Genomic DNA, 25,887 nt, shown 5'->3' with positions numbered 1-25,887 from the left:
TTCAGGAGGAACGACACATGGGTGAATTGACCCGCAAGGATCTGGAGATCCTCAGGGAATACGCAGACAGCGGAAACCGCGAGCGCTACTGGAGCTACCTGGCGCACAAGGAACATTCCGATGGCTACGGTCTGCTGGCCCTGGGCGTGGTGCGCAACGACAACCTGCCGGGCCAGGTCGCCAACGCCTACGCGCAGTCGCAGGCCCGTGACCAGCACGACCGCAACCCGGCCCTGCAGAACCGCAACCTGACCGAGCGCGAATGGGAGGCCTTCGGCCAGACCCTGCTGCACCGCGACCTGGAACGCCGCGAGCACTGGATGGAGGCCAAGCGCCCCGATCTGGCCCTGAATCTGCCCGGCCGCGATGTGCAGCAGGCGCACGATGAAGCCTTCAAGCGCCACCACCTCGACCCCAACTGCTGGACCCCGCGTGTGCTGCTGGAAGCCACCCGCAAGGAACGCGGAGAGGGCAAGGCCGAGGAAGTCTGGAAGGAGATGCTCAACAACGATGTCGGTGGTACCCAGCGCGCGGCCAACACGCTGGGCAGCGCGTACCTGGCCATGCCCTTCTGGAGCGCCACCGGCTATGTCGGCCGGCTGGGCCTGTACGAAGGCTCGCTCATGGCTGAGGCACTGCCCAGCAGCGATCCCAATGTCATCGGCTCGCGCAGTTCGTACCACATGTATTCGGAAAAGGAGCAGGCCTGGTACCTGCAGGTGCCAGGCAGCATCCCACTGCGTGAGCACAACCCGAGGATCATCGCCTCGCTGGACGACGCCCGTGCCGTGCGCCTGGAGCGCGCGGAGAAGGCCACGCACTTCCACCCCGAGGACAGTTACCGCACCCGCCTTGAAACGCCCAAGGTGGTGATGAACGAGCCGCTGGAGCGCGATGGCCGCGAAACGCAGCTGGCCGCCAACCGCCCCGACCACGCCAACGATCCGGTGTACCAGCAGATCCGCGGCCAGGTGGCCAGCCTGCAGGCCGAGCACGGCCTGGTACTGGGCAACAACCCTGATGGCGTGACCGCGCGCCTGGCGGTGCTGGCCAAAGAGAACAACCTCAGCCAGGTGGACCACGTGATGCTCGGCAAGGCCAACGGCCCTGGGGGTGCGGGGCAGAACCTGTTCCTGGTGCAGGGCGCGCTGGATGATCCGGCCCACCTGCGGGTGGCCATCTCCGCCGAACAGGCCGTGCAGGCGCCGGCCGAGCAGAGCTACCGGCAGCTGGACGCACTGGCGCAGCGTCAGACGCAGGATGTGGAAAGCGCGCAGCAGGTGCAGCGGGAGGGGATGCGGATGGCGTGAGCCTTCCGTGGGCCAGGCAGGGGGCAGCGCATGCGCCCTGCCCGGCCGACCCGGTCAGTCCGGCAGCAGTTCGATCCGCCAGGTATCCAGCAATGCCTGCACATCCTCGCCGCCTTCCGCACGCGCTTGCAGGTGCCCCAGAAGATCCTGCTGGCGCGGCTGTGCAAAGACCATGCGATACAGCGCCAGGCTGCTCTTCAGCCGATCAAAGCGATGCTTGTCCTGGCTCAGAGGAAAATGGAACACCTTTCGCTCGACCGCCACACCGCCCGGTGCCTCGCAGATCCAGTAGGGAATCAAGCCCGCCAATGGCGTGTCCTTGTGAGGCAACTCTGCATTGGTGAATAGTCCCGCCCATGGGTCACCGGCGGCCTGGTCGGCCACGAACCCTGCCAGCCGCGCAACGTTTCGGCGGACGGCCAGTCCTTTGTAGCGATGAACGCGCCCCTCCCGCTGCTCAAGATCCACCGGATTGCCAGGCAGGTTCCAGTGAACGATTGAGTGGCACCAGGAATGGAAGTCCAGCCCTTCCTGCCCCACCGAAGTGGATGCGAGCACGAAGGGACGGAAGGGCGAGTTGAATGCATGCTGCAACGCGTCCTTGCGGGCAACCACCTTGTCGTCCTCGGTGGCATTTCCGTAGCGCATCGCATACCGGCAACGCAATGACAGCGCATCGTCGCGCACGAGCTTTCCATCCAACAGCTTCACACCCTCAGGGTGAAGCTGGCTTGCGCGCACGTGGCCCGCATCACTCACGCCCTTCGCGATGGCCTGAGCATGGGTAGATTTCTCGTCCGCTGCGTTCTGCTCGTGCAGCAGATGCAGGTACTCATCAAGCAAAGCCTGCAAATTGCCTTCTGCGCAGTAGGCCACCGCCCGCCGCCAATACACCCCACCTTCCTCGTGAGTGATGATGGCGACCGCTTCGGGCATATTCAGCTGTCGGCGGAACACGTCCGCAATTTTTATGGCGGCCTGGCGAAGGTCGGCCTCATTGTCTCCCGGCAGCAGGCGCAGCAATGCACGCAAAGCGCACACACCTGGTGCCGCCAATGCGAGATCAGCCAGTACCTCGGCAATGTCGTCGGGACGTGGCCCAAGCGTCTGCAGAGAGGGCTCGTCAAAACCGCGCCCCCATACCTGTCGCCAGTAAGCCACATGACGGGAGAACCCCTGCCCTGAAACGCTGGCGCCACCGTCTTCCTCATCCTCACCCGCACCAATCGTCAGGTCCTCCGAACCCCAGCACGGGTCCACATGCGATTGGACATGCGCACGCTCAAGCAGAAGCAGCGTCAACCAGTACCAGCGCACGTCAGGCGGCCCCGAGTGCCTGGACGCTGGCAGGTCAAGCGACTCCATCCTCTCCCTGATCCGACCGGCAGCCTCACGCCTGGCATCTGCCAAGTGCAGCGAGCCACCTGCAGCGACCGACATCGCCAAGGGATCGACCATTGTGGCCAGCGCGAGGGAAGGAACCAGCAGAGTGAGCGCGTTCATGTCCTCATGCCCGCTCTTGCCGCTGTTGAAGCGCAAGCGAGCACTCAGGCTCTTGCCAGGCGCGTCGTATCCGGGCTGGAGCGCATGCCCCGCCATGGCCAATTGCTCGGCATGGTAGGAAAGAAGGCCGGCAATCGCATCAGGAACCATGTTCCAGCTTGAGAACACCAGCGTCTTGCTGAAATGGGATACCTGCGCGTACGCACCCTCTCCTGCCCAGTAAGGCATGGAAGGAGGAACCCACAACAAGCGCCAGCTGCCCTGGTCCTCCATATCCTTGGCCAGCACGTCCATTCTCGGGTTTGCCGCCACCAACGGGCTGTACCGCTGCAGCGCATCCTGATCCAGCGTCCTGTACTGCGGATGCTGGGACAACGCCCGCCCCAGAGCCGCCTTGCCCTGTCGATCCATCATGCGGCGCTTGAAGGTGTATCCGTCCTCACGCATGAAGTTCAGCAGGTAGGGACTGGAGCGCCAGAACTCCATGACATCATTCGTCCCCGCCGCTCTTGCAAGCGCATCCACGCAGGCGTAGTCCGCCAGGTCCTCCGATGTCAGCGACAACGGAAGCGGGACATCCCTCACCATCGCATCGCGGCCCCGGGTTACACCCACGCGCTCGGTCCGGCACATCACCTTCTTGAGCCGACTCTCGATTGCACCCTTGAGCACACGTGCATCATCCTGCGATGCCCCCACGCCCACCAGCGATGCACGGAATGCGGCGAGGTCAGCGCGGAGCGCGGTCACCTCTTCCGGATCATTGAACAGGAATGACGCCGTTGCCAGGAAGTCGCGGTAGTGATCCTCCTGCTCCTGCTGGGCGACGAACATCTTGTAGGGCGTGGCCGAAAGCAGGAGCACGCGAGGCTTGTTCTCATGGTCGAACAACTCCTGCGCCAGCTTTGCAGCAGAAGATGCCGGGGCAGCCTCGTCATCGGAGTCAGGATCCTGCACGGCAAGAAGCTCGCGGAAGCGCTGGAACTCATCCAGCACCACCAGATCAGGCTTCAGTGCCTTCAGGCAACAGTGCGCCAGCGTGGTGCGCAGCCAGGACGTCAGCTCGAGGGCTTCGGCGCGCTCGTCACTGTCCAGTGCACGCGTCCGCCGACCGGCGTGCCTGTCACAGACTTCGACAAGCTGTCTCAATCGCTTCTTGTCCAACGACTTGACAAACGTACGGGTGATGGCCTCATCCGGTTCATCCACGCCGTCCTCGTGCTCAAAATGCTGCCGCCAGCCATCTCCCAGACCGCCACGCAGCACCCAGGCCAAGCCGTTGGCATTGAGCCTGGATACGCCCTGCAGCATGCGATGGATGAGCACGCGCTCGCGGGCCAGTCCTCCACGGCTGGTTGTTTCAAACGAAGTACCTGGTGTGAAACTGATGAAGTTCACACCGTCGCCTTCCAGACCGCCATCGGCAAGCGCCAGCGGCAGCAGGGTCAACCGGGTAGCGCGAACCGCTTTGGTCGAACGAAGCCGAAGACGCTCCAGGTTCTGCGATGCGATGGAAGCATTGGAGCAGATGTAGATGATGTCCATGCGCTCTTTGCTGGCTGCCTTATGGGCAACCACGCGCGCGATCAGACCTTTGGCCACCTGCGTCTTGCCCAGCCCCACCTCATCGGCGACCAGGAAACGCAGTGCCGGATCGTGATCTTCGTACATGCGTCGGAACGCATAGTTCACCGTCCTACGCTGGAAGCCCTTCAGCCGCTCAAGAACGGGGGTCGGATCCGAAAGATCTGTATTCCTGTTCATTACGCAGCCTCCTTGCCAATAGCGTTTCCCACAACTTCCCAGAGGGCCAGGAAATCATCGGGCAGACAGGGCTGCCCATCGAACTGCTTGTCCTTCAACCGCTTCACCATGCGATCAATCGCTTCAAGTCGTTCAGGCTCGCGGGAATAGATCCGCAGCAGCTGTTCAAACAGCGGGTAGTTCGCCATGAGGCCACTCGCATCCCTGCTGCCGCCGCCGCTGCCTTCGGATCGATTGCGCGCTCCACAGCCTGCGGCCTGGGGATCATCCAGCAGCAGCGCGAGATAGCGCAGGAACGCCGCGCGGTTACCCAGGAGTTGTGCCACCAGCGCGTCCGCGCGGTCGTCTGGAGCGCCTTCCAGTGAAACTTCCAGCGCGAAGCGCAACGGCGGGACGGCCAGCTCCTCGGCGCGGGTACTGTTGGGCGTGACCTGGAAGCCAACCAGCGAACTCACCTCATGGCCGGCAAAGGTTCCCAGATCAACCTGACCCGCCTGTACAGCACGGGCCCGCTCGGAAACCACCGCCAACGGCCACGCGTGCAGCGTGGCACCGTCAAGCGGAAGGCCCGGGCACGAAAGCGCGAGGTTCCATCCCGAGACCGGATGGGTTTCGCAGTGCAGCGTCCAGGCGGCAGCTGCAATCTGGCGACGGATGGCCTCCAGCTGGTCCTGCAGCTGGCGACGCTCTGCGCCCTCCGCATCTTCGCCCTCACCGGGCGTGTACGTGTCCAGCAAGGGCTGGAGATGCTCGTCAAGCCACTGCCTCGGCGCGGGAATCCTGCTCACCGGACCGCTCAGCTCCGCAACCACTTCAACGTTGCTGCCGTTCTGCACAACCGCGTTGGTGTAATTGGCCGAACCGACTGCAACGTGCACCCGTTGGCCGCGCTGGAACACGGCCACCTTGGCGTGCAGGCCCTGCAGCGTATCGGCCTGTCCAGCCTCTTCGCCTTCGGAGAGCAGCGTGTCAGGCTTCAACACGTAGGCACTGTCATCGGCCAGGCAGGCGCCGGCCGGAAGCCTATCCAGCTCATCGGCGCGACTCACCAGCATGAAGTCGCCGTTGCAGTGCTCGCGCAGCGTCTGCAGCGCGCCAGCGCGTACGAAGGGAGAGACGATCAACACATCCTGGGCCTTGCCACCGCCCTCGAGCGGACTCCACGGCACTGCCCGCTTTGCAGTACCCAGCACGTGGAACGCCAGCTGGGTGAAGCCCGGAGGCTTTTCCCAGTCAGCGCGCTCGATGTCCTTCGCCAACGATACGATCATCGCCTGCCGCTCCAGGTCCGGCGACGCCCCTTCGGTATTCAGCGGCAGCCAGCGCAGGAAGTCCGCCAGCGGCTTGTTGCTGGCCTCCTTGGCCTTTCCCGGCACACCATCCAGGCGCAGGCTCACGTCCCAACAGCGGTCCCAGGTCAGATTGCGGGTCAGCACCAGCAGACGTACGACGGTGGCAGGTTCGGCGGCCGCATCGATGGCCACATAGCGCAGCGCCCAGATCTTCGGGTGGAAGGCGCCGCCGTGTGGGGCGCAGACCTCATGCACCATGCCCTCAGCCAGCACCGCCAATGCGCTGCCTGCTGGCGGTGCTTCCATCCGTCCCCGTTCGCAGAACACCGCAAGCCTGCGGCTTGCCCGGCGCAGCCCTTCCACGAGGCGCAAAGGATCTTCTTCGGCGCTGTTGTCGTGGTCGCCGAGCAAGGCGAAATGTGCAGGCAATCCCAGCAACGCGCCCAGCGACAGGCTGTACGTAGTGGCGACGCCGGCATCAAACCGGTAGCCGCTGGGGGGCTGCAAGGCCTCGGTCAGAGTACTGCGTGCAGATGGATGGATCATGCGGCCTCCAGGCCGTGCAGGAGGTCGGCAAGGTGACGGCGCGTGATGCCCCACCGGTAATTGAGGATTCCGAGGCCGGACGCACCGCTCCAGCGATCGAGGTTTTCAGGATTGAAGCGCGAGAGATTGCCTTTCAGCGAGCGCTCCCGCTCACGCACGAGACTGCGTGATTGCGGGCTGTCGGCCTGGCCGGCCTTGACCAGCGCAAGCCAGCTGCTCACGAACTCGCGGGTGCGCGGATGAATCGGACGCCCCACCCGTTCCACCTGCTCCCAGAACCGCACCATGTCCCATTCGCCCAGCTGCGAAGCCGGAACGCCGTCGATCCAGGTCTTCAGTTCCTGGCCGTACTCCTCACGACGTTCATCGTTGGAAGACGCCTCCGCCAGGGCAAGGTTGTAGACCAGCGACGCACCGTTGGCGAGACGGGAGAACTGACGCGCGTGTTCCACGAGCTCACGCAGCGGCTGCGGAGCCTGGCGGATCTGTGGATGCAGCCATGGGAACCCGGCGTCGGCACAGTCGCCCAATCGCCCCTTGTCCTGCGCCAGCCACACCAGCAGGGTCTGCGGGTGATGAACCTTCCATTGCTCGCGGATGAACTCCGCCTCGTCCGCGGTCAGGGACAGCGATCCCTCTTCCAGTGCGGCCACCGGTACGAGCTTCTCCAGTGAGGGATGCCAGGTCTGTGCAATCAGCTCAGCGTCCTCCATCCCGTCGTCGCGTTGCTGCTTCCAGCTGCGCTCCCTGCGAATCTGCTCGATGGCCGAGAAGTAGTCCTGCTGGGAGCCCGATCGCGCGAAGATGCCCCAGGAGCGCATGCCCGCCCAGTAGACGGAGCTGGCAAGGCGCTTGAGCGTGTGGCCGGAATCACGACCGAACGCCCCGTCCTCCGCCGCCAGGCAATCATTTAGCTTCAGCTCATCCTGCCGCGCACGCTCTGCATAATCCCTGGGGCGTACCGAAGAAGCCTCCAGGCCCATGAACATCCTCGGCAGCAGAAGCATGTATCGCAGCCGCGTCTGGATGACGGAGGTGCCGGGGAACAGCTGGTCGGACAACGCATCGCGGATACCGCCAAATCCGAGCTCGTCGCGGGTGCCGGGCTGGTCCAGAAGAGCCAGCAGCGTAGCGCTGCGTGCCTGTGCCGCAGCGTCATGGTCGAGCCATGTCAGGCTGGAAGGCATCTCAAATCCTCCCGCAGGCGCGTGCGCGCGTGGATGCGCGGCGCGATACATGGCGCGTGCATTGGGTCTGCTGGTTCATCACTTTCCCCTGTTCCTGTTTCTGGTGTGGGTGACGCTTGTATCTGTGCTGCTCGATTGCTCTTGCATGTGCCGGCCAGCCATTCTTCCGATCAATGCGTCACTGGCTGTCGCGCCCTCAAAGAGGATGGACCAGCAGGACGCACCATGGGCAGGGATGCCCCCGCCATTCATACGGAGGCAAGCCGCCCATGTGGGGACGTACACAACGTTGGACCTATCACTGCCCAGCCTGCGGTTGGCTTCGTATCACCCCGCCAGCGGGGGATGTGCGTCTGCCGGGGCTGACGCACTTCTCCCATTGCCCGCAGTGCAGGTCACCCGCCGTCTCTGGCCGCCCCACCCGCACCCTCGACCACCTTTGGAATGGTCTGCCTGAGGCCTGGCGGAAGGCAGGCCCCAAGCCATAGCGACATTCAGGCAAAGACAGGTCATGCCAGGCCACACCCGCATCAAGCGGGCGTGAGCACCCGTCTTGCTGCATCGAGGAAAGCGGCATTGATCTGGTCCGCATCGACAAGAAGTCTGGACAGGGCGTCGAGGTTCATCGCCGCGTTGATGGTCTCCACGTTCTGGGTTGCCGAACGCATGGTTGCCGCATCCTGGACATCTCCCTGCATCAGGTCCAATGCAAGCGCACGCGCGGCCGAGCGGCAGGCCTTCGCCGTCGCGATGGATTCGGTGATGGCACTGCGATAAAGCTCGAACACCTCGTTGATCCGATCCTCGACATGCTCCATCGGCAGACGACCCTTGGGACGTTCACGCAGGAAGTCCTGCATGGATTTTCCACGGAATTCGTACTCCTTGCCGTACTTTGAGGAGTAAACACTGATGCCCTCAACCGTGATTCCATTCAGCTCGATTTCGTCCTCGATCTGCCCCAGGATCTCTTCAATCTGATCAGCTGATCGCAGATCGGCCTTGTTCAGAACCACGTAGACAGGGCGTCCCTCGAAACCAATCTCCTTCAGGAATTCGATATCCGAATCCGGAGTCGTACCGTTGGCGTCAATTCCGATGACCCAGAAGAGCACATCCGACTTCCGCGAGTGAGACACGGCTACCGCGCGATCGCTCTGACTGAAACTACCCTCGGTACCCGGGTTGTAGCCGGGGGTATCCATCAGACAGATGTTGCCGGTGCGCTCGGTGTCCATGCTGGTACCGACGCTTACCAAGGGCATGATCCGCTTGAGGTCAAAGCTGAACTTCTCGACAAACGCACGGGACATTTCCTGGTAGAACCCGGCATCCAGATCAATGCAGCCGCCATTGAACGAATACGCCTGGATCTGCGTCTGCTGCGCGGGATACACGTAGCTGGGGATGACGGTTGCCGGCGTGACGCTGGAGAGCAGCTTGAAATCCTTGCCGAGGAAGCTATTGATGAAGGCCGACTTTCCGCTGCTGAAGCCACCGACCACCCCCACGACCGTGCGGCGGAAGATGTCCGGATTGGCCGCCATCAGGTGCAGCTCCTGCTGGATGGACTGCAACAGCCTCAGCGCCTTCGCTTCGTCAGCGAGGGACGCCTCGGCACTAGCAAAGCGCATGTAGTCATCATCGAGCAGCTTCTGGAAGGCTTCGATTCCCTCATTTCGCGGCGGCGGCACAGCAAGCAGGCGCGAAACGAGCGCAAAGCGGATCTGCGTTGCGGCATGTTCGGCCTGCAGAAGATCCAGGTCGCCACCCAACTGACGGCTCTGCTCCTGCTCGCTTTCAAGCGCAGCCTGGGTTGCAGCATGCTGCATGGACTGCACCTTAAGGCGGTCCTGGGCATCCACCAGGCTCGTCGTCAGTTGCGCCCGGGCCATCTTCTCGGCGCCGTAGCGCTGGCTCAGGTCCAGTTCGCGCCTGCCCGCTTCCTGAAGCTCCTTCTGCAGCTCCTGCGAGACCTGCCTCTGGGCATCGAGTTCGCCAGCCAGTGCCTGCTCGCGGGTCTGCGCATCGTCACGCTCGCGACTACGGGTGGTCTCACTCTCGGCCAGGGCCTCGGACACACTCTTCAGCTCAGTTCCCCGCTCCGCCAGAGCCTCCGATGCGCGTTCAAGTTCGGTCTCGCGCTCTGCCAGAGCCCCGGATGCGTGTTTCAGTTCAGCTTCCCGCTCTGCCAAGGCAAGCGCGCGTTGCTCCGCCGTGATGTTGAGCCGTCGATGGTCCTCCACGATGGAGATCCAACGCTGGCTGGCTGCATCCATCTGCTCCTGGATGGCGGTCACGTGGGGCCGACGGCCCCACGGCTTCCACCCGGCGAGGTAGGTAAGGTGCTGCGCGCTGGTGCCTTCGAACAACGGCCTGCCATTGTCACCACTCACTGCATTGCCTCCAGCTCCGCATCCATCATGGTCAGTGTCGCCCGCGTCTTTTCAGCGTCTTCCATCAGCGCCTGCAGTGCATCGAACTGAGCTTGAATGTGCCCAATGAAGTCATCTGCAACAGACTTTGGAATTGCCCTCTTTACTGTCTCAACATACTCGTAGACCGCAGCCTCAGCCGTTTCTCGCAGTGTCTCAATGGCGTGCTGCGCCTGCTCGAGGAACGTATCGGCCTCGCTACCCTTCAGCTTCATGGTGGATGCCTTCAGCACCGGTGCCCGAAGCGAAACCGGAGGAAACTCCACGCCATTGACGATGCTCTTCAGCGATGAATAAACCGCCTCGATGTCCAGCTCATCGTCCAACTGCCGTCGCGCCGTCTGGAGCAGTTCTGCAAACAGCCGCTTGCCAAATTTGGCCTGCAACTCAGTCGCTCTGCTGTCAAGATCTGTTCGCAGCCCACTAGCAAATGCCGATACGGCGGACTTCACAGCAGCAGGCAGGACGGTGCGGTTGTTCTCCTCATACTCCCGGTAGCCGCCATCCCAGAGTTTTCTTGCCACCCAATTGAAGGCGCCAGGAGACTCAGTGCGGCGGGTGGTTTTCTCGGTACCTACCGTCCTGCTCACCCCCGAATCGGCAGCGTCGTAGGCGCCATCGATGACCTCCTTCATGGCCTTCCTGAGGCCATTCACGAAACCAGTCTTGATACCCATGAGCTCATCATCCAGAGCCACCGTAAGGTTGAATTTGCGACGTTCCAGCCCTCGCTTGTTCTTCTTCAGCTCCGTCAGCCCGGCCTCACCAATCTCCCCTCTGCGCAAAGACAACTGTCTGCGCAGCTCACGCAGCAGCTCGACCTGCTTCCGCTCCTTGGCATCCAGCAGGTCCTGGCGCCGAGCGGCCAGCACGCGCGCTTTCGCTAAACGGGTCTGTTCCACCACCTCATGCAGACCGGCCATGTTGGCCAACTGATCGAGATTGGTGCGTGACAGCCCTGGATTGTCATCCCTGAAGTAGTCCGGGTAGGTTTCCTTGAGGTTCTGCCATGCCGTCAGGCGGCCACCTTGCCAATCCGCCACGCTGTCGAACTCGACGGACATCGAATGGCACATGCCGGAACTGTGGATGATCGCATCCTCACCCTTGTCCACCAGGCTCTGGAATACATCGCCAACCTCGGGGTTGGAGAGCTTCAGCTTATCCAGCACCTTGCCCGCATGGCCCGCAAGCTCCCGCCGCAGACCGGTCAGCGAAGCATGCAGCTGTGCCTGCATTTCCGAACCATGCAGCGTGTTGTCCACCTGGCTGGCAACCAGCACCAGTTCGCGGATGCCCTCGGCAGCGGTGATCCGCGCCATCACGTCCAGATCTTCCTGACTCATGAACTGCGCTGCCGGGCTGACGACAAACACCACATCGCAGCACTTCAAGAGATCATGGGTGCGTGCCTCGCGCGATGCAACCGGGTCATTCAGCCCCGGCGTATCGATGATGCGCAGCCCGCGCAGCGCCTCCACCGGCATCTCGATGTCGACGCTCTTGGTTACAGGCATGTAGCGACCTTCCGCGGCAACGTAGTCCGCCAGCAGCGCCGCCAGGCCCTGTACGTCGTCAGCCTCCAGCGGCTTGTCCTCCTTCAGGCGGGCCAACGAAAGGCCGGATGCTGTGATCTTCTCCCACTGCTCGTGCGAGGCCTGCAAGGACGGCTGCTGGGTGGCCAGTGCCCGTCGGGCACCCCGCTCGGCCAGCTCCCTGCGGCGCTCAGGGTCCAGGCCCGCACGCCCTTCCGTGCGTCGCAGCTCTTCGATCAGCGACTTCTCAAGCAGGTCGCTGTACGCAGCAGCGGCCTGCTCGATGTTGGCAAGATCCGCCTCGGAGTAGAAGCGCGCGGTCGCCTTGAACCGGTCGCCGTAGGTCAGCGTGGTCAGTGCTGCGGTCATCGGCGTCGCCGCCTGCGGCAGTACTGACTCCCCGTTGAAAACCAGCGCGTTGAGCAGCGTCGATTTGCCGGCCTTGACCCGGCCGACAATGCCAATGTCCATCAGGCGATTTTCGTCGTCCAGTCGCAACAACGCTTCCTTCAGGCTATCGATCGTGTCGATCTCCCACTGCGACGAAGCCCCGACGGCGCCATTGAGAATGTCGGCGTGTGCTGCAAGCCACGTGATCAACTTCTGCTGACGGTCCAGGATCACTTCAGCACTCATCGGGCGGACTCCAGCGCGACGACTTCGTTCGCAACGGAGGTCAGACCAGCTTCCGCTGCGTCAAGTGCTTTCACGCGTGCCGCGCGGGCAGGACTGCTCTGCTCGGCCACAACACTTTCCAGCAGCTGCCGTTTTTCCTCGATGGCCGTCTTGAACTCATGCACGGCCTGCTCGATCAGGCCATCAACCTGTGCCTGCAGCAGCTCGGGCAGCTTGGTCCGGAACTCGCGCTGCACCGACGGAATAACCTGGTTGTCGATGGTCTTGCGCAGCTCCTCCTCGCGGAGCTTGCGCGACACAAACCCGAGGATCTCCGGCAGGAAGATCACGACCAGCTCGATCGCCGGAGCCACGACGCTGGTGGTGACCGCCAGAACGGTGGTGATACTGCGGAAGGCGACTCGGGCTCTCTGGGTCTTCTCCCGATCATTCTCGTCATCACCGGCATAAGGACGCAGCAGCTTCTCGTCTTCACGCGCCTTCTGCAGGTTGCCCTGCCAGCGCTCGAGCGCTTGACCGGTCTGGGTCAGCGTCTCCTGCACGCGCGTCTGCATCTGCTGCGTCCAGTCCGGTCCGCCGACACTGCCAACCTCATCCACCTCGCGCTGAGACAGGGATTTGGCCAGATCACCAATCGCCTGCTGGCTCAGCCCTTCCATGCGTTCCTTGACCACACGACTCAAGCGCTGGCGGGAAATATCGCTGACGACCTGCGCAAACCGCGGGTTGTTGCCACCGGCAGCGGCCGCCTGCAGCTCACTGGAGGCCTCGCGAAGGGCCTGGCCTACTTCCTCAACGCACTGTTCGACCACCTGGCTCAGGCGGCTACGGCCCAGCTTGGCGACGAGGGCGTCGCGCTGGGCGTTCAGATCATCCAGGGCATCATTCAGCTGACGTACGCTGCGATCAATATCCGCATCGCTCTGATCCAACGCCTTGCGTGCCATTTTCACCTGGGCACGAGCGTGGGCAAGCTGGCGCGAGATTCGCGGCAGGAAGCGGCCGATCCACAGATCACTTGCACTGATCTTGGGCAGCAGACTGGCCAGTCCATTGCCCTGCTTGCGGTCGTCGCGTGCCATGGCCGGCGCAACGCCCAGGCGCAGCTCAAGCTGCTCCCGTACAGCCACTTCCACGGCATCCACTTCTTCGGCCGAACGCAGGTTCGCCTTGCTCAGCAGGATCGAGAATCCAGCCTCATAGGTCTGCATGGTTTCAAGCTGGCGCAGCGTCGACTCGGCCAGAGTACCGTCGGGCACGCTCACGGCCACGATGAAGTGCGCGCCACGCGGCAGATAATGGGCGATGGCCTTGTTGTGGCTGTCCAGCGAGGAGCCGAAGCCGGGCATGTCCACGAGAACCTGTGGATACAGCGCTTCCAGGCGCGGGTCGTCCAGATGCAGTTCCAGGTGCGTGTACGACGAGGCCCGCGGCTTGATGGACAGCAAGTCCTCCACGGCGAGCCGATCACTGCCACCATCGGCACGGTGCGCCAGAACGTGGGGATCCCGGCTGAAGCGCAACTCGGTGGCCAGCTCAGTCTCCGGGGTGATACCGACCGGGAGGATGTCCGCGCCCAGGAAGGTGTTGATCAGCGAGCTCTTTCCTGCACTGAACGCACCGATGATCGGTACCAACAGTTCGGCCCGCTGCATTTCTTCGGCGAGCGAGTGGTTTTCAGGCAGTTCGATCGCTGCGCTGTCAGCCAGCGTCGTAATCCGGTCCAACAGACCAAGGCATTGATTCTTAACAGCGAACATCTGTTTCCCCTGTGTGGCGTGTAGGTCGAAGGAGTAGCGCGGAAAGATTGTGTTGCGGGCGTGCGACATCCGGCGTCGCACCCACACGTCAGTAACGCTGTGCGGCGCTTCGGTGGCGAGCGGCGATATCGTCGGCCAGTGCTGCGGGAGCCAGAACGCGTACCGATGCGCCCAGGCCGAGCAGCCACCAGCGCAGTTGGGCGGAGTCATCGACGGTGGCCCGCAGACGGGGAACAAGACCGTCCCCGACGTCCAGCTTCTGATCACGGGAGAGCGGTGTCTCCGCCAGGTGCTGGGCCAGGGCTTCATCAAGCTCCAGCTCAACGGACAGAGGTCCCTTGCTCTCGAAGCCAGCGGCAACCCGGCTCGCATAGTTTCCGAGTTCGAAGGACTCAGCACCTTCGGTGTCGGCGTCGAGCATTTCTGCACGCTGTACCCGGTGCAGCGACAGCGTAGTGGTCTCCGTGCGCCCATCAATCCGTCCAGCCAGGTAACTGGACGTTCCACGCTGGATCATCCCGTAGGGATGGAAGACGTACTCACTGGCATCGCTACGGCCACGGGCCACGTAGTACAAGCGCAGCTGCTTCTCGTTGAAAAGCGCCTGGTGCACGTTGACCGCCACGTCGGTGTCCACCGCAGCCGGCAGCAGGGACTGGCTGGCTGGCACGACGGCGACCTTCTCGTGCCAGCGCCGCGTGGAACGCGTCGTGCGGACCGCCGCCAGCGTCTTCTCTGCCTGGTCAAAGAACGGCGTCAGTGCAGGCCAGTGATTGGCTGGCAACAGTCCCTGCAGGTTGCGCTGCGCGGTGAGCAGCACCACCGCCTGTGAGACGGACATGCCCGGCATGCTGAAGGCGGCCGCGCCGCGCATCCATGCCCAACCATAGGGTTTCTGAAGATCATTGCTCTCGATGGGGAACTGCAGCGACAGGGCGTTCAGATCCCGCTCGATGGTTCGAGTACCCCCCTTGTAGCTCTCCGCCGCCAAGGTCTGGGCGAGCTCCTTCACGGTGCGGTAGTGCGGAGCAGGCTGCAGCAGCTGCAGCAGACGCCACTGGCGCGCCAGCGAGGAGCGGTTATCGGTGTCCATGTTGCCAGTCCTTTGTATGTTTCCACGACATCCCAGCAGGGGATGAGCCGATTCAACCGAAAGCTGCGACATCTGATGTCGCAAGAAGCCACTTCGGCCAACAACGGGTTCCTTCCCTTGGTCTCGTGATTATCTTGAATCCGATCACGCTTTCACAGCAGACACAGGGCCATCTGCGGGTGCGGATGTGGAACGATGTGTGTTCCGATGGAGGCTCAAGTAATCCAAACGCAAGCCGATAGCGGCCGGCTACGGATGCCAATGGCACGGCGCTCGGCGGGCAGCGACGCATGCCTGCACGGGGCGCCTCGTGGTGGATCGCTCTGCAGCAGAATCTATCGCCAACTCGCGCGCGATGTCTTTAGGAATGGTCTGAAATCCAATCGCGCCGCCACGATCCCGGGAGCGCCGAGTATCGGCCCGGGTGACGCGACACAGGTTGTCGCACCCCTCTGCAGAATGGACGCCGAAGGATCGGAACAGGGGCATTGGACGCCCCGCTACTACCCAGGAGGAGGGACTGCATGTTCAAGATTATCGGTGCCACGGTGGTTTACGGTTTCGCGCTGTATGGGCTGGGCCGCTGGCTGACGGATCAGCAGCTTGTCGGCGCAGATGACTGAGGCTCGGCAGAGCATGTGGGGACTGGCGCAAAAGTCGACCTACCATTGCCGAGACTGCGGCTGGAAGCGGACATTGCCTTCGTCCGGGGATGCGCGTATCGAGGGACTGACCTGGTTCCGCGCCTGCCCCGAGTGCCGCTCCACTGCGCTGGCGTGCGGCAGCGCAGCCACTCTGGATGCGCTTTGGCAGGGATTACCCGAGGCTTGGCGGAGTGCGCGACGTTCGGAGTAGTTTCCCAGCCGGAGGTGCCATGCATAATGGCAAATCTTACAGGGGGGAAAAATGGATTTGACTGCTCTGAAGGAAGTGCATCGTCAGATTCGCGATGCACAACCGGACTCGACGCGCGTGCGCCTACACCGCGCCATCAGCTGGCTCAACCGCGCCGAACAGGAAGACGAGGATACGGACGCGCGATTCCTGTTTCTGTGGATTGCGCTGAACGCAGCCTATGCCCAGGAGTTCGGATTCGAGAATGCCGAGCGCGAACAACTGCGCAAGTTCTTCGATGCTTTGCTGAGGCATGACAAGCAAGGAAGCCTGCAGGACATCCTGTTCAAACAGTTTCCCGGGCCTATCCGAACCCTTATCGGGAATCGCTTTGTCTATGCACGCTTCTGGAAGGCACTGCGGGAACATGACAGCAGCGACCAGTGGGCAGAGCGCTTTGCCAAGGACCAGCGCTCGGCGCTGCAGGCCGTAGTTGAGCGGCGTACTGAAGTCGTGCTCTCCATCGTGCTTGACCGGCTGTACGTACTGCGCAACCAGCTGGTACATGGCGGGGCCACGTGGGACAGCCATGCCAATCGTGAGCAGTTGCGAGATGGCGCCGCCATCCTGGGCCAACTGGTACCGGCAATCCTGCATCTGATGATGAGGGACGACGCGCCCGACCTGGGTGAAGTCGCCTACCCGATGATCCACATCTGAACCACGGCACGGCCAGAGATTTCGGCAGGCCCGGCAACGCGGTTTAGGGACTGAGCGCATGGCTGGGACCCGCCCCAGCCATGCACGCTCCACGCCATCCCCCACCCCCAAGGGGATGATCATGCCCACGATCCTCGCCGGGCGGCTGGAAGGTTCTACCCACGCGCTATCACCCGCCACTACGACGTCGGCCTGGGCGCGGCCAGCCGGTCCAGGCGGGAGCCAGCCGGGGGATGGCCGCGATGCTGATAGCGCACCGGAATGGAAACCACGTATGCCCCGTTTGAACACCGCCCTGGCACTGAACCTCGTTCTGATGCTGCCATGGCCACAGCTGCCATGGCCATGGCGGCGGACCCGCAGGTTTCCACTGAAGTGTTTGTAGAGGCCGGCGACAACCCCACCCTCAAGCTGCAGCAGGCACCTGCCCTTGTGTATTCAACGGCCCTCGCCACGCCGCCCGATACCTTCCTGCAGGCTCCCATGGCGGTGCTGCTGGTTGCTCAATTGGATGAGCTGGGCCACGTTTCCAACGTGATGGTGGCGCGGTCCAGCGGACTGCGGGAGCTCGATCGAGCGGCCTTTACCGCAGTGGACCAGTGGCGCTTTGATCCGGTCGTGGTTGAGTGCGTCGCGCGGCATGCGCGGGTACGGGTCCGTCTGACCTTCGTGCCCACGGCCGAGGCGCCGCCCGGCTGAACCGCTGCTCCAATCTGTCGCGATTGGCCCTAGGCCATCGCCCTGGCTGCGGGCGCTCCTGCGCTTGGGGCCAATAGCGCCAAGCTCTTCAAGAGCGTTGCGGCGCAATCGCTTGCTGGCTTAACACCGTGTGCGACAATGCCGAAAGCGTCAGGACTGGCAATCATCAGTCCTGTGGTTTCTTGGCATTTGGTTGCTGCACGGGTATCTCTTGGCGTGCCACCGGAAAAGGGTGGCGCGGGGTTCGAAAGCCCGCTCAGTAACCTTGTGTTTTGCGCTTGTCAGCCGGCGTCACCTTGTGTGACGCCGGCTGGCAATCCGTTCGCGTTCCATGGCGGGCGGTGCGTGGGGGTCTTCGGACCCACCGGCATGGTTACTGTCCGGCTTTCGAACCACGCATCGTCCGCCGCCTTTATCTGGTGGCGCTGCTATCTGTCCTGTACGGAGCATTGCCATGACCACATCGGACTTCCGTTCCCTGCACGCGCAGTACGATCCGGAGAACGCCGACGCCGAGCGCGAACCATCCCCCGATCCCAACACCTTCGTCGCCACACTGCGCCGCATTGGTAGCGGTGTGGCTGCAGACGGTCAGCCTTGGCCGGAACGGCATCAACTGCCTGGGCGCTGTCTTCAGCTGGCGGATGCGGATTGCGCGCTGGCGGGGCTGCGCGTGGTGGCGGAGCTGATGCTGGCTGCGGAGCGGACTCGGCAGAATGGTGCGCCCGAGGAGTACGTGGGGGATCGGGTGATGGAAGGATTGAAGATGGCGTGTGTGGCGTTGACTGCGCAGGCTATTGAGCGGTTGCAGGTTCGGGAATAGAGCGTGCTTTGCTACGCACATCGAGTGCAACGCGCCGGATTGCATGCACGGCCCTAAGCATGCGCCGCTGTCTGAGCCCCTTAGCCTCCAACACTGGCCTCACTATGCCGAGCCAGACTTTACTTGCCCTGACTGCGGCAGCGTTACTAGGATTGATCATTGGCGGAGCGTACGCGCCAGCCACCACAATGAGTCTTGAGAACTACCCAAGGCTCACCGACTCGGAGTTTGCCCTGTTTCGGGCCGACGCCGAGAGCTTTGCCGAGGAGTTGGCTTGCCAAGGCATCACCATCGGAAAGCATGATCCAGGTGCACACTTCTTTGATCTGAGCCTACGTGACGATGCCATTGTGTTCGTGGACAACTCTGGGCCAAGAATTCTGATAGTCACCATATCCACGGTTGCAAGCTATGCAATAGAGCTACAGCGCTGGAAAGATAGATGGGGCTCAACCGAGGGACGCAGGAGGAACTTGAGCCCACCTGAGAACGGCTGCCCTAGGTCTGCGTCCCAATAGCCCCCATCTGCACCCTGTCCTGGCAGCCAAACCCGTCAGCCAATGACACAAGGAACCTGGTTCTGGCCAGAATCCTGGGCACCTAGCTTCTGGGACAGGGATCCAGGAAGGAACTCCCTTTCGAGGTGGACGCGCTCTACAACCGTCAAAAGCACATCCACGGTGTATTTGGCGGGCAACGGCAAGGCGGCATTTCAACACCCAAGGAGCATCCGCTAGTCATCGCGTTCACTGGCGAGGCTGGCGTGTCTCATGGCTACCATGACTTCTGGAACGACGACGAAGTCTTTCATTACTTCGGCGAGGGTCAAGTCGGAGACATGAAGTATGTGGCGGGCAACCGAGCAATTGGCGAGCACGCCAAGGATGGCAAGACGCTCGTAGTGTTTCAGATGATGGGCAAAAGGTTCCTTCGCGCGAGTCATATCAAACCGTGGGCGGATAGCACTCATAGCGAGCGCGTTGATGACGAGAACGGTCTTCTGCTGGCCCCGCATGCGGACCTGCTCTTTGATCGCGGCTGGATTAGCTTCTCGTCGGCCGGTCGCCTGCTGATTTCGAGCTGCCTACCTTCTGACGTGCAAGTTCGGCTTGGCCTGAAGTTGGATGCATCACTTCGATATAGAGACTTCTCCCAGAAGCAGCTCGGTTTCTTTGAGTTTCACCGAAGACGTTGTCTTTGATAGGCGCCGTCCACCGATACAGAAAGTTTGAAGAGCATGTCAGGCGCTATTGCAAAGATTGCATCAACCCTCGTCCTTTCCTGGTAGTGACGCGACCTGTTTTCGAAGCTGCTGTCTTGGCGCCGCCCCCGCTACTGTAGGCAAGGGCATCGAACCTCCCAAAACACATAGTTCCAGTTGGCATATTCGTCACGCCATTAACAGATATCGAAATATTTGCGAACAAGATGATCAAGAACGGCAGCACTTGTGTAGGCAGAGTATGACTGAAGTCCATCATTCTTATCCGCGTCTGCAAAATCACATACTGCCTTTAATCCTACAAATTTTGGACGAGGAGATGTCGCCATTGCGCACGCGGATGAGACGCCGTAAAGCTCCATTTCTAGCCCTAAAGCGGCGCGCTGTTGGTGTGAGACCTCTTTCGCAAAAGCCCTATCTGCTACCACAGCTGAGCCAGACGCAACGGGACCAATTCGAATTCTAAGATCATTTCGCGGCGGATTTTGCCAAGCATCTCTAATCGATCTCAGAATCTCCTTATCTTCCGACAACTGCTCAATCAGCGCCCTCAGTTCCGGCGAAGACTGAATTTGATGAGGTGCCATCTCAAAACCAGGCTCACCGTTGCCATCCACGATACGCTTCCCGGCCTGATAGTCCCAAACCGGATCTGCGAAAACCACATCGCCCAACTCCACCCTTCCAGAGAATCCAGCACTAATGCCTGGCATCGCGCAAATATCTGGAACAACATCCGCGATCAGTTTGCTCGCCAGCACAGCTGACGCCACCATACCCATTCTCGGAGCAGCGGCAGCAATGACCCTAACATTACCTTTCGCCGTACTTACGACGCCCTTTGAGATGAACGAAACATCATCGAACGGGGTCTCCGCCTCCCAGTTCCAGGGAAGCTTCTTCACGGCCTCCAACTCAGGACTACGAAGCGCGCATATTACGAGAACCTCTGCCTTAGATGTTCTCGTAGCGTCTTCTTTGCGCGCAGAGCGGAGGTAGTTAACACAATTTTTGACTCTCTCCACCCACCCATTGTCGGCCTCAGAGACCTTAATTACATTCCACAGCATCTCATTAAAGGTATCGACAGCGTCAGCAATGCCTTCATCGTACGCAGTGAGCCCAACAATGTTTCCCGGCCTTTTGTACTCACCACCCTCAGAAATATCCTCAAGCAGGTCAACGCAGACCTGGGCATCTGGATCATCTTCTTGACGGAAAGGGATAAGCACATCAAGAAGCAGCAGATCGTAGTAGTTATTTCGTAGAAACTGGCGTGCAGAGTATGAACATACTGCCACCTCGATATGATCCCGAGGAATTCCTGTCTCCATGAGAACGGCAACGATCCGCTTCAACTTGGCTTGTGTATCCTCAACAACAAGAATTCTCAAATCGACACCCTCGCAATAAATTGATCCATCAAGCTAATCAACGCCCTCTTCCAATCCAAATTGGCGTTATCAAATTCCACAAGCCCAAGGAAGACATCCCCATGCTCTTCGCGCAACTCACACTCCAACTCTGACAGAAGATACCATTTTCCATCGATTGAAAAATCTGCGTATTGAGTTACAACAATTACGAGCGGCGAATAACTGAGCCGCTCGAACTCATTAAGAATTTCCACCCCCCCAGCGCCTTGCGGCCTGCCGCCCCCTTCTCCAGCCGCCACATCGAATGTTGGCAACGACATATCTAGCAAGATCAAATCAAAACTCTCTCGACCAAGACGCGCGATGGCTGATCTGACAGATGCGGCCTCAGTGATAATCGCCTCAGGATAATGGGATGCAAAAAGATCACGGACATTCTTCGACTTATGTGCCTCATCCTCAGCCAGGAGTATCGAGAAGCCTCTACTCTTCACAGCAACCTCCCTCTTGAAGAATCAAGGACAGCTTCATATCAACAAAAAAATCCGTTGCAGATGAGAAACCAAAATCCAAGTAACCCTTCGCGGATTGGCTCGCGATGGCAGCCAACTTCTTAAAGCCGGATTCGCCCTCGCGCCTAAGACCCTGTTCAATTCGCCCAGACTTAACTTCATTCAGTATCTCAGAAACACGAAACTGGTTTCGATCGCGCACACCAACTGCAACTTCATTTTTTACGACGATCCTAAGCGTCCCTTCTGCATCATTGACGGAGCAATGTAGGCTAACAATCGCTCCGTCCTGAACTTCAGACTTGGTGTGAATATTTCCAAATATAACCAGAAGCACGTCAGCCAGCACGGGAATGTCCGCTGCGGTTATATCGAAGTCTGGGACTGTAGACTCAGAGAGGTTAAGGTTTGAATTCTTGTAAGTGGCCTTCGACGACTCTATACCAATTGCGAATGCATCCGCCAGTTTGCATCTCATATGGGCGGCATCAAGCCCAGACTTTTCAAACCATTGTGCCACCGACTCAACTTCTCCCAACACATCCCGACAGGCTTGATCCAGCTTACTGAGCAGCAAGGACAACTCAGGATATTTTTGTCGCTTCGCGACTACGGTAGCTCTGACCCTAGAGAACTCCCTAGATATCGATTCAGCAGTGCGTTCCCGGAGGTGCCTACGAACCGCACTCAATGACGGGTTGAGCAACCCCCAGAATGCCGCAAACATTGAATCCAGGAACCCATCGAAAGAGAGATCCCGCCGTACAAACGACCTGATTGTATGATACTCCCCCGCACCGAGATTAATACCAAGAAGTCCACTTACTTTCTCAGCAGTACGAATCTGAACAACGTTGTTCTTTGCATAGAGAAGTTCTGCATCGATTTTTTCACTGAAGTCACACATCGCTCTGACGACCTCAAGCTGTTCGATGTATGGAACTCTAACGTAGCTATCCCGCCAATCGTCCGGCTCGACGTAGGGTAACCCGCTACCCAAAGCCTGGAAAATCATTTCGTGCTGCTCGATCGCACCCCGCAAATGCCCGACGATAGAGCCGTGGCGGATACGCTTACTGAGATAGCTATCAAGGCCATGTTTAGCATCGAAAAGAAATCTGTTGCAGCTCAGATTTATCATTTCAACCAAGAGCTGGTCCGCCTCACTCTTAGGAAACGCAAGATCTCCAGCGCCAGAATCTCCCTTAGCAACCCGCCTCAGAACCTCATCAAACTCTCTCGTGTCTTCCACGGAAACGGGAGCTAGTGCGCGATATCGACTGAATGGCTCTGTCAACTCCTCACGAAGAAGCTGTCGGAGCGCCGCCTCGTCTACATATATTCGACTTTGATCAACTATGCGCCGACCATCCTCAATCATCAACAGATGAGTGATTGATACAATCTCAGAGTCATAGAACTCCTTGTGCTCGACATCAATCTCTCGCAGCACAGAAAGTATCTCTCTCATCTCCTTTCGAAGAGACTTCACCCCGTCTATGGAGTAAATCATGTCTACCACATGCTCCTCGCAGACCTCCCGCCAGAAGTGCCTAAGGATGCTCTGAACAATTCCTCGGCGACAATAGCGCAAGGTTCGACGGATGACGACGATGCAGCTGAGCTTCGGGGACGCGGAACACACGGGCAAGCGGAAGAAGACGCGACGCGAGATCTTCCTGGCGGAGATGGAGCAGGTGGTGCCGTGGAACGTATTGCTGGCGCTGATCGCACCGCACTACCCGAAGATGGGCCAGCGTGGCCGGCAACCGTACGCGCTGGCGACGATGCTGCGCATCCACTTTCTGCAGCAGTGGTACGCGCTGAGCGACCCGGGCATGGAAGAGGCGCTGTACGAGATGCCGGTGATGCGCCGCTTTGCCCGCCTGAGCGGGCTGGACAACATTCCGGACGAGACCACGATCCTCAACTTCCGCCGGCTGCTGGAGACGCATGATCTGGCGCCGCAGCTCCTGGAGCGCGTGAACGCGCACCTGGCGCGCAAGGGCCAGAGCTTGAAGGCCGGCACGATCGTCGATGCCACGATCATTGCGGCACCGAGCTCTACCAAGAACAGGGACGGCAAGCGCGACCCGGAGATGCACCAGACGAAGAAGGGCAACCAGTGGCACTTCGGGATGAAGGCGCACATTGGCGTGGACGAGGAATCGGGCCTGGTGCATCACGTGGAGTGCACAGCGGCGAACGTGAATGACGTGACGCAGGTGCACAAGCTGCTGCACGGCAAGGAAGATACGATCTGCGGCGACAGCGGCTACACCGGCGCGGACAAGCGCGAGGAGCTGCAAGACGTGGAGGCTGCGTTCTGGATCGCGGAGAAGCCCTCGAAGTTGCGAGCGCTGAAGAACAAGCGCGAGCGCAAGTACGCCGAGCGCTGGGAGCACTTCAAGGCCAGCCTGCGGGCGAAGGTGGAGCACCCGTTCCGGGTGGTGAAGCGCCAGTTCGGCTACACCAAGGTGCGCTACCGCGGCTTGGCGAAGAACACGGCGCAGGTGCTGACGCTGTTCGCGCTGTCGAATCTGTGGATGGCGCGGCGACGTCTGTTGCTGCCGACGGGGTAAATCCGTCTGTTGGACGGGGAAACCCGTCGAAAAGCGTCAGAAACGGCGCAAAATCGATCATATCGAGGTCGACTTGGCGCCTTGACGCTGAAATCCAAGTATCAGAGCGCTTTGATCAGACCTTCCCTAACTGCATTTATTCCGTGTACCGCCACATCAATCTGCGAGGGTCGCTCAATGGAATGGATCTTCAGGAAATCGTCGATCGCGAAGCGCAAGCATGTGCTCCAGTATTTCCCGGCATTCCTTTTGTTTAGGTAGTGGGCGGCGATGGATAGTCGGATATCAGAGGAGCATGACCGTATATCCTTCCACCTCAACTGAGCGGAGAACGCCAGTGCGTTTGGTGAGAGAGCTACCGCTCCCAGTCGAACAACCCCATCTGAAAGCACCTCCAAGAATGCAGATACATTTCGGTTTTTCGCAGCAGCTTCCAATGCCATGAGCGTTGCGAAATGACTCATGAACCCAACATCGGAGTGTACAAGGGGAGTTAGCTCGACAAGAACCCTTGGCAGATCACGGGCGACGGAATGCTGCGCTCCCAGAGCAATTGCTCGAGCATCTGAGCTCAGGGCCACTCCGTCACTTGGTCGCGGGGAAACCGAGATATCATTAATCAATCTAACTAAGTCCCCATGCTCCGACAGCTGCGATAGAAGGCGTGTGCTCTGAACGCAGCCAGGTACACTTCGCGCTGCAACTTGCATGGCAACTGAATCGAATATATCTGTCGCTGCGAGCCTGGTACTTGCACTTACAAGATAACCATCATACCAGTTCAAATGTAGCTTTCTCAGATCGGCCTTTGCAGCAACCGATCGCTCAGTTGCCAGCAATGCCTCGGCAAATCTGCTGACGACCTGGTTTCTCAAAGAACGCGCTTCCCTCTCACAACCATGGCCTTGAGCAGCCTGCGCTCGACAGATGGATGCAGTGATAATGTCCTCTATATTCAGGCATTGACGCCCTAGACATTCCTTCATGGCTTGGCGGTAGTGACCTGACACCAGCGAATCCATAGTCTTGCCGCTCAGCCCTAAAGAGGATGCTGACGTACTGAGTCTGCGATCCTCAATGCAGCTCAACTCATGTACGATCGCGTCGACATCAATGCCAACCTGCAGCCGTCCTGAGCGAACTGCGCTCAACAGACATACAAATGTTTCATAAACATCAATGCTAGCGTTGTTCTGCTCAACTCTAAGTACGCTCGCAATTTCAGCCTCATCTGAAGGCCACTGCTTGGTAAGCTTGTATTCAAGATAAACTGCAAGCTCCCTGTCCTTTATCTTCTCACATCGCTTCTTTACATCTGCAGTGAATCTTGCAACTGACGTAGACGGCTCATTGCGCACACTGAAATGATGAGACAAGAATGGGGCAACCCCCCCTTGCAGCGCCCGCTTGACAGTCGCTACGTACTTTTTCTGTGCCTCAAGACCGCCAGCTTGCTGATGGAGGAATATCCTTTTTTCAATAAGAAATATTGACTCCCCGAACTCGTCCGAAATCTCTTGTGCCTTTTCTAGCGCCCCTCTCGCTCCCGCCCAAACAATCTCTCCAAGCTCTTGATTCATCTGAATCGTCTTGGAGATTTCACCTGCCGCAGCCTTTATTCTCGCAATGTTCCAAAGCACTTCATCGGCGAGAGAGAGCTCCGGCATTTCCACGAGAGCTGCAACATTTGAATAGCCTTTTAAGGGAACCAGCCGAAGCATCTCGGCAGCGAACGAATTTATGTAGTCGAAGTAAGCACTATAGGATAATGGGGATAGAGTTTCTCTCGCCTTCCCATGCACATCTCTTAGACCGCGAACTGCACGGAAAGTGCGAACACTCTGGTCGACCCCATATGCCCGCTCCTTGATACTCCCAACAAGCCCACGGAGAGTCCCATACTTTGATGAGGCTTTGCGCACTTTAATGGCTGACATTCACATTCCCTGTATATCGCCCAAAATATTCATCCTTACGAGTGAGGCACGCGTCTCAAAAAGAAGGCGGCTTAATAGCCGCCTTCTTCCCTCACTACCGGAGCGGTCCACACTGGCCGGC

The 25,887-nt window shown here is 60.0% G+C and carries 17 protein-coding genes; 6 read left to right on the top strand and 11 right to left on the bottom strand.

Annotated features, from left to right (window positions below):
* The first annotated feature begins 17 nt into the window (after positions 1 to 17).
* A complete protein-coding gene (locus tag ACSYS9_RS02130) occupies positions 18 to 1,310 on the top strand; it encodes an XVIPCD domain-containing protein (RefSeq protein ID WP_049462930.1) in 1,293 nt (430 codons plus the stop codon).
* A 54-nt stretch (positions 1,311 to 1,364) separates the two neighbouring features.
* On the opposite strand, the gene ACSYS9_RS02125 is transcribed toward ACSYS9_RS02130, so the two are convergent.
* The 7 genes from ACSYS9_RS02125 to ACSYS9_RS02095 all read right to left on the bottom strand — a co-directional run bounded on the left by ACSYS9_RS02125 (position 1,365) and on the right by ACSYS9_RS02095 (position 15,061).
* Positions 1,365 to 4,577: a helicase-related protein gene (locus ACSYS9_RS02125; RefSeq protein WP_049462931.1), complete on the bottom strand. Its 3,213-nt coding sequence runs from the start codon at positions 4,575 to 4,577 to the stop codon at positions 1,365 to 1,367.
* The gene (locus ACSYS9_RS02120) at positions 4,577 to 6,415 is read right to left on the bottom strand and encodes a phospholipase D family protein (protein WP_049462932.1); all 1,839 of its coding nucleotides are present in this window, start codon (positions 6,413 to 6,415) and stop codon (positions 4,577 to 4,579) included. Before ACSYS9_RS02120 ends, ACSYS9_RS02125 begins: the two co-directional genes overlap by 1 nt.
* Complete coding sequence (locus tag ACSYS9_RS02115) at positions 6,412 to 7,602, bottom strand: DUF6361 family protein (protein ID WP_049462933.1); 1,191 nt, start codon at positions 7,600 to 7,602, stop codon at positions 6,412 to 6,414. Before ACSYS9_RS02115 ends, ACSYS9_RS02120 begins: the two co-directional genes overlap by 4 nt.
* A gap of 530 nt (positions 7,603 to 8,132) precedes the next feature.
* The gene (locus tag ACSYS9_RS02110) at positions 8,133 to 9,998 is read right to left on the bottom strand and encodes a dynamin family protein (protein WP_049462934.1); all 1,866 of its coding nucleotides are present in this window, start codon (positions 9,996 to 9,998) and stop codon (positions 8,133 to 8,135) included.
* Positions 9,995 to 12,208, bottom strand: a complete 2,214-nt coding sequence (locus ACSYS9_RS02105) for a dynamin family protein (protein WP_049462935.1) — start codon at positions 12,206 to 12,208, stop codon at positions 9,995 to 9,997. The genes ACSYS9_RS02110 and ACSYS9_RS02105 overlap by 4 nt, the downstream gene beginning before the upstream one ends.
* Positions 12,205 to 13,968: a dynamin family protein gene (locus tag ACSYS9_RS02100; RefSeq protein ID WP_032968364.1), complete on the bottom strand. Its 1,764-nt coding sequence runs from the start codon at positions 13,966 to 13,968 to the stop codon at positions 12,205 to 12,207. The genes ACSYS9_RS02105 and ACSYS9_RS02100 overlap by 4 nt, the downstream gene beginning before the upstream one ends.
* An 88-nt stretch (positions 13,969 to 14,056) precedes the next feature.
* Positions 14,057 to 15,061 carry a helix-turn-helix transcriptional regulator gene (locus tag ACSYS9_RS02095; protein WP_004139622.1) on the bottom strand — a complete coding sequence of 335 codons (1,005 nt, stop codon included), beginning with the start codon at positions 15,059 to 15,061 and terminating at the stop codon, positions 14,057 to 14,059.
* A gap of 906 nt (positions 15,062 to 15,967) precedes the next feature.
* On the opposite strand from ACSYS9_RS02095, the gene ACSYS9_RS02090 reads away from it, so the two are divergent.
* The 4 genes from ACSYS9_RS02090 to ACSYS9_RS02075 all read left to right on the top strand — a co-directional run bounded on the left by ACSYS9_RS02090 (position 15,968) and on the right by ACSYS9_RS02075 (position 19,338).
* Positions 15,968 to 16,615, top strand: coding sequence for a hypothetical protein (locus ACSYS9_RS02090; protein WP_440568789.1), 648 nt, complete (start codon positions 15,968 to 15,970; stop codon positions 16,613 to 16,615).
* 324 nt (positions 16,616 to 16,939) lie between these two features.
* Complete coding sequence (locus ACSYS9_RS02085) at positions 16,940 to 17,314, top strand: TonB family protein (RefSeq protein WP_080356568.1); 375 nt, start codon at positions 16,940 to 16,942, stop codon at positions 17,312 to 17,314.
* A gap of 454 nt (positions 17,315 to 17,768) precedes the next feature.
* Positions 17,769 to 18,137, top strand: coding sequence for a hypothetical protein (locus tag ACSYS9_RS02080; protein ID WP_049462937.1), 369 nt, complete (start codon positions 17,769 to 17,771; stop codon positions 18,135 to 18,137).
* Between the two features lie 643 nt (positions 18,138 to 18,780).
* Positions 18,781 to 19,338: an HNH endonuclease gene (locus tag ACSYS9_RS02075; RefSeq protein WP_053093340.1), complete on the top strand. Its 558-nt coding sequence runs from the start codon at positions 18,781 to 18,783 to the stop codon at positions 19,336 to 19,338.
* A gap of 197 nt (positions 19,339 to 19,535) precedes the next feature.
* Here the strand turns inward: ACSYS9_RS02075 and ACSYS9_RS02070 are convergent, their stop codons facing one another.
* The 3 genes from ACSYS9_RS02070 to ACSYS9_RS02060 are packed head-to-tail and all read right to left on the bottom strand — an operon-like array spanning position 19,536 to position 22,760.
* A complete protein-coding gene (locus ACSYS9_RS02070) occupies positions 19,536 to 20,753 on the bottom strand; it encodes a 5'-methylthioadenosine/S-adenosylhomocysteine nucleosidase family protein (RefSeq protein ID WP_440568787.1) in 1,218 nt (405 codons plus the stop codon).
* The gene (locus ACSYS9_RS02065; protein WP_080356570.1) at positions 20,750 to 21,229 is read right to left on the bottom strand and encodes a response regulator; all 480 of its coding nucleotides are present in this window, start codon (positions 21,227 to 21,229) and stop codon (positions 20,750 to 20,752) included. The genes ACSYS9_RS02070 and ACSYS9_RS02065 overlap by 4 nt, the downstream gene beginning before the upstream one ends.
* Positions 21,219 to 22,760 (bottom strand): hypothetical protein, encoded by a 1,542-nt coding sequence (locus ACSYS9_RS02060; RefSeq protein ID WP_440568785.1) that lies wholly within the window; start codon positions 22,758 to 22,760, stop codon positions 21,219 to 21,221. The genes ACSYS9_RS02065 and ACSYS9_RS02060 overlap by 11 nt, the downstream gene beginning before the upstream one ends.
* A gap of 100 nt (positions 22,761 to 22,860) precedes the next feature.
* Here ACSYS9_RS02060 and ACSYS9_RS02055 point away from each other — a divergent pair, with 100 nt between their 5' ends.
* Complete coding sequence (locus ACSYS9_RS02055) at positions 22,861 to 23,829, top strand: IS5 family transposase (RefSeq protein ID WP_440569388.1); 969 nt, start codon at positions 22,861 to 22,863, stop codon at positions 23,827 to 23,829.
* Between the two features lie 101 nt (positions 23,830 to 23,930).
* Here the strand turns inward: ACSYS9_RS02055 and ACSYS9_RS02050 are convergent, their stop codons facing one another.
* Complete coding sequence (locus ACSYS9_RS02050; protein WP_440568783.1) at positions 23,931 to 25,766, bottom strand: hypothetical protein; 1,836 nt, start codon at positions 25,764 to 25,766, stop codon at positions 23,931 to 23,933.
* Positions 25,767 to 25,887 lie beyond the last annotated feature (121 nt).

Origin of the sequence: Stenotrophomonas sp. STK17_22 (assembly GCF_051983905.1) — a bacterium.
In the GTDB taxonomy this organism is placed as follows: Bacteria; Pseudomonadota; Gammaproteobacteria; order Xanthomonadales; family Xanthomonadaceae; genus Stenotrophomonas; species Stenotrophomonas maltophilia_A.
This window is presented reverse-complemented; position numbering and strand designations above follow the sequence as displayed.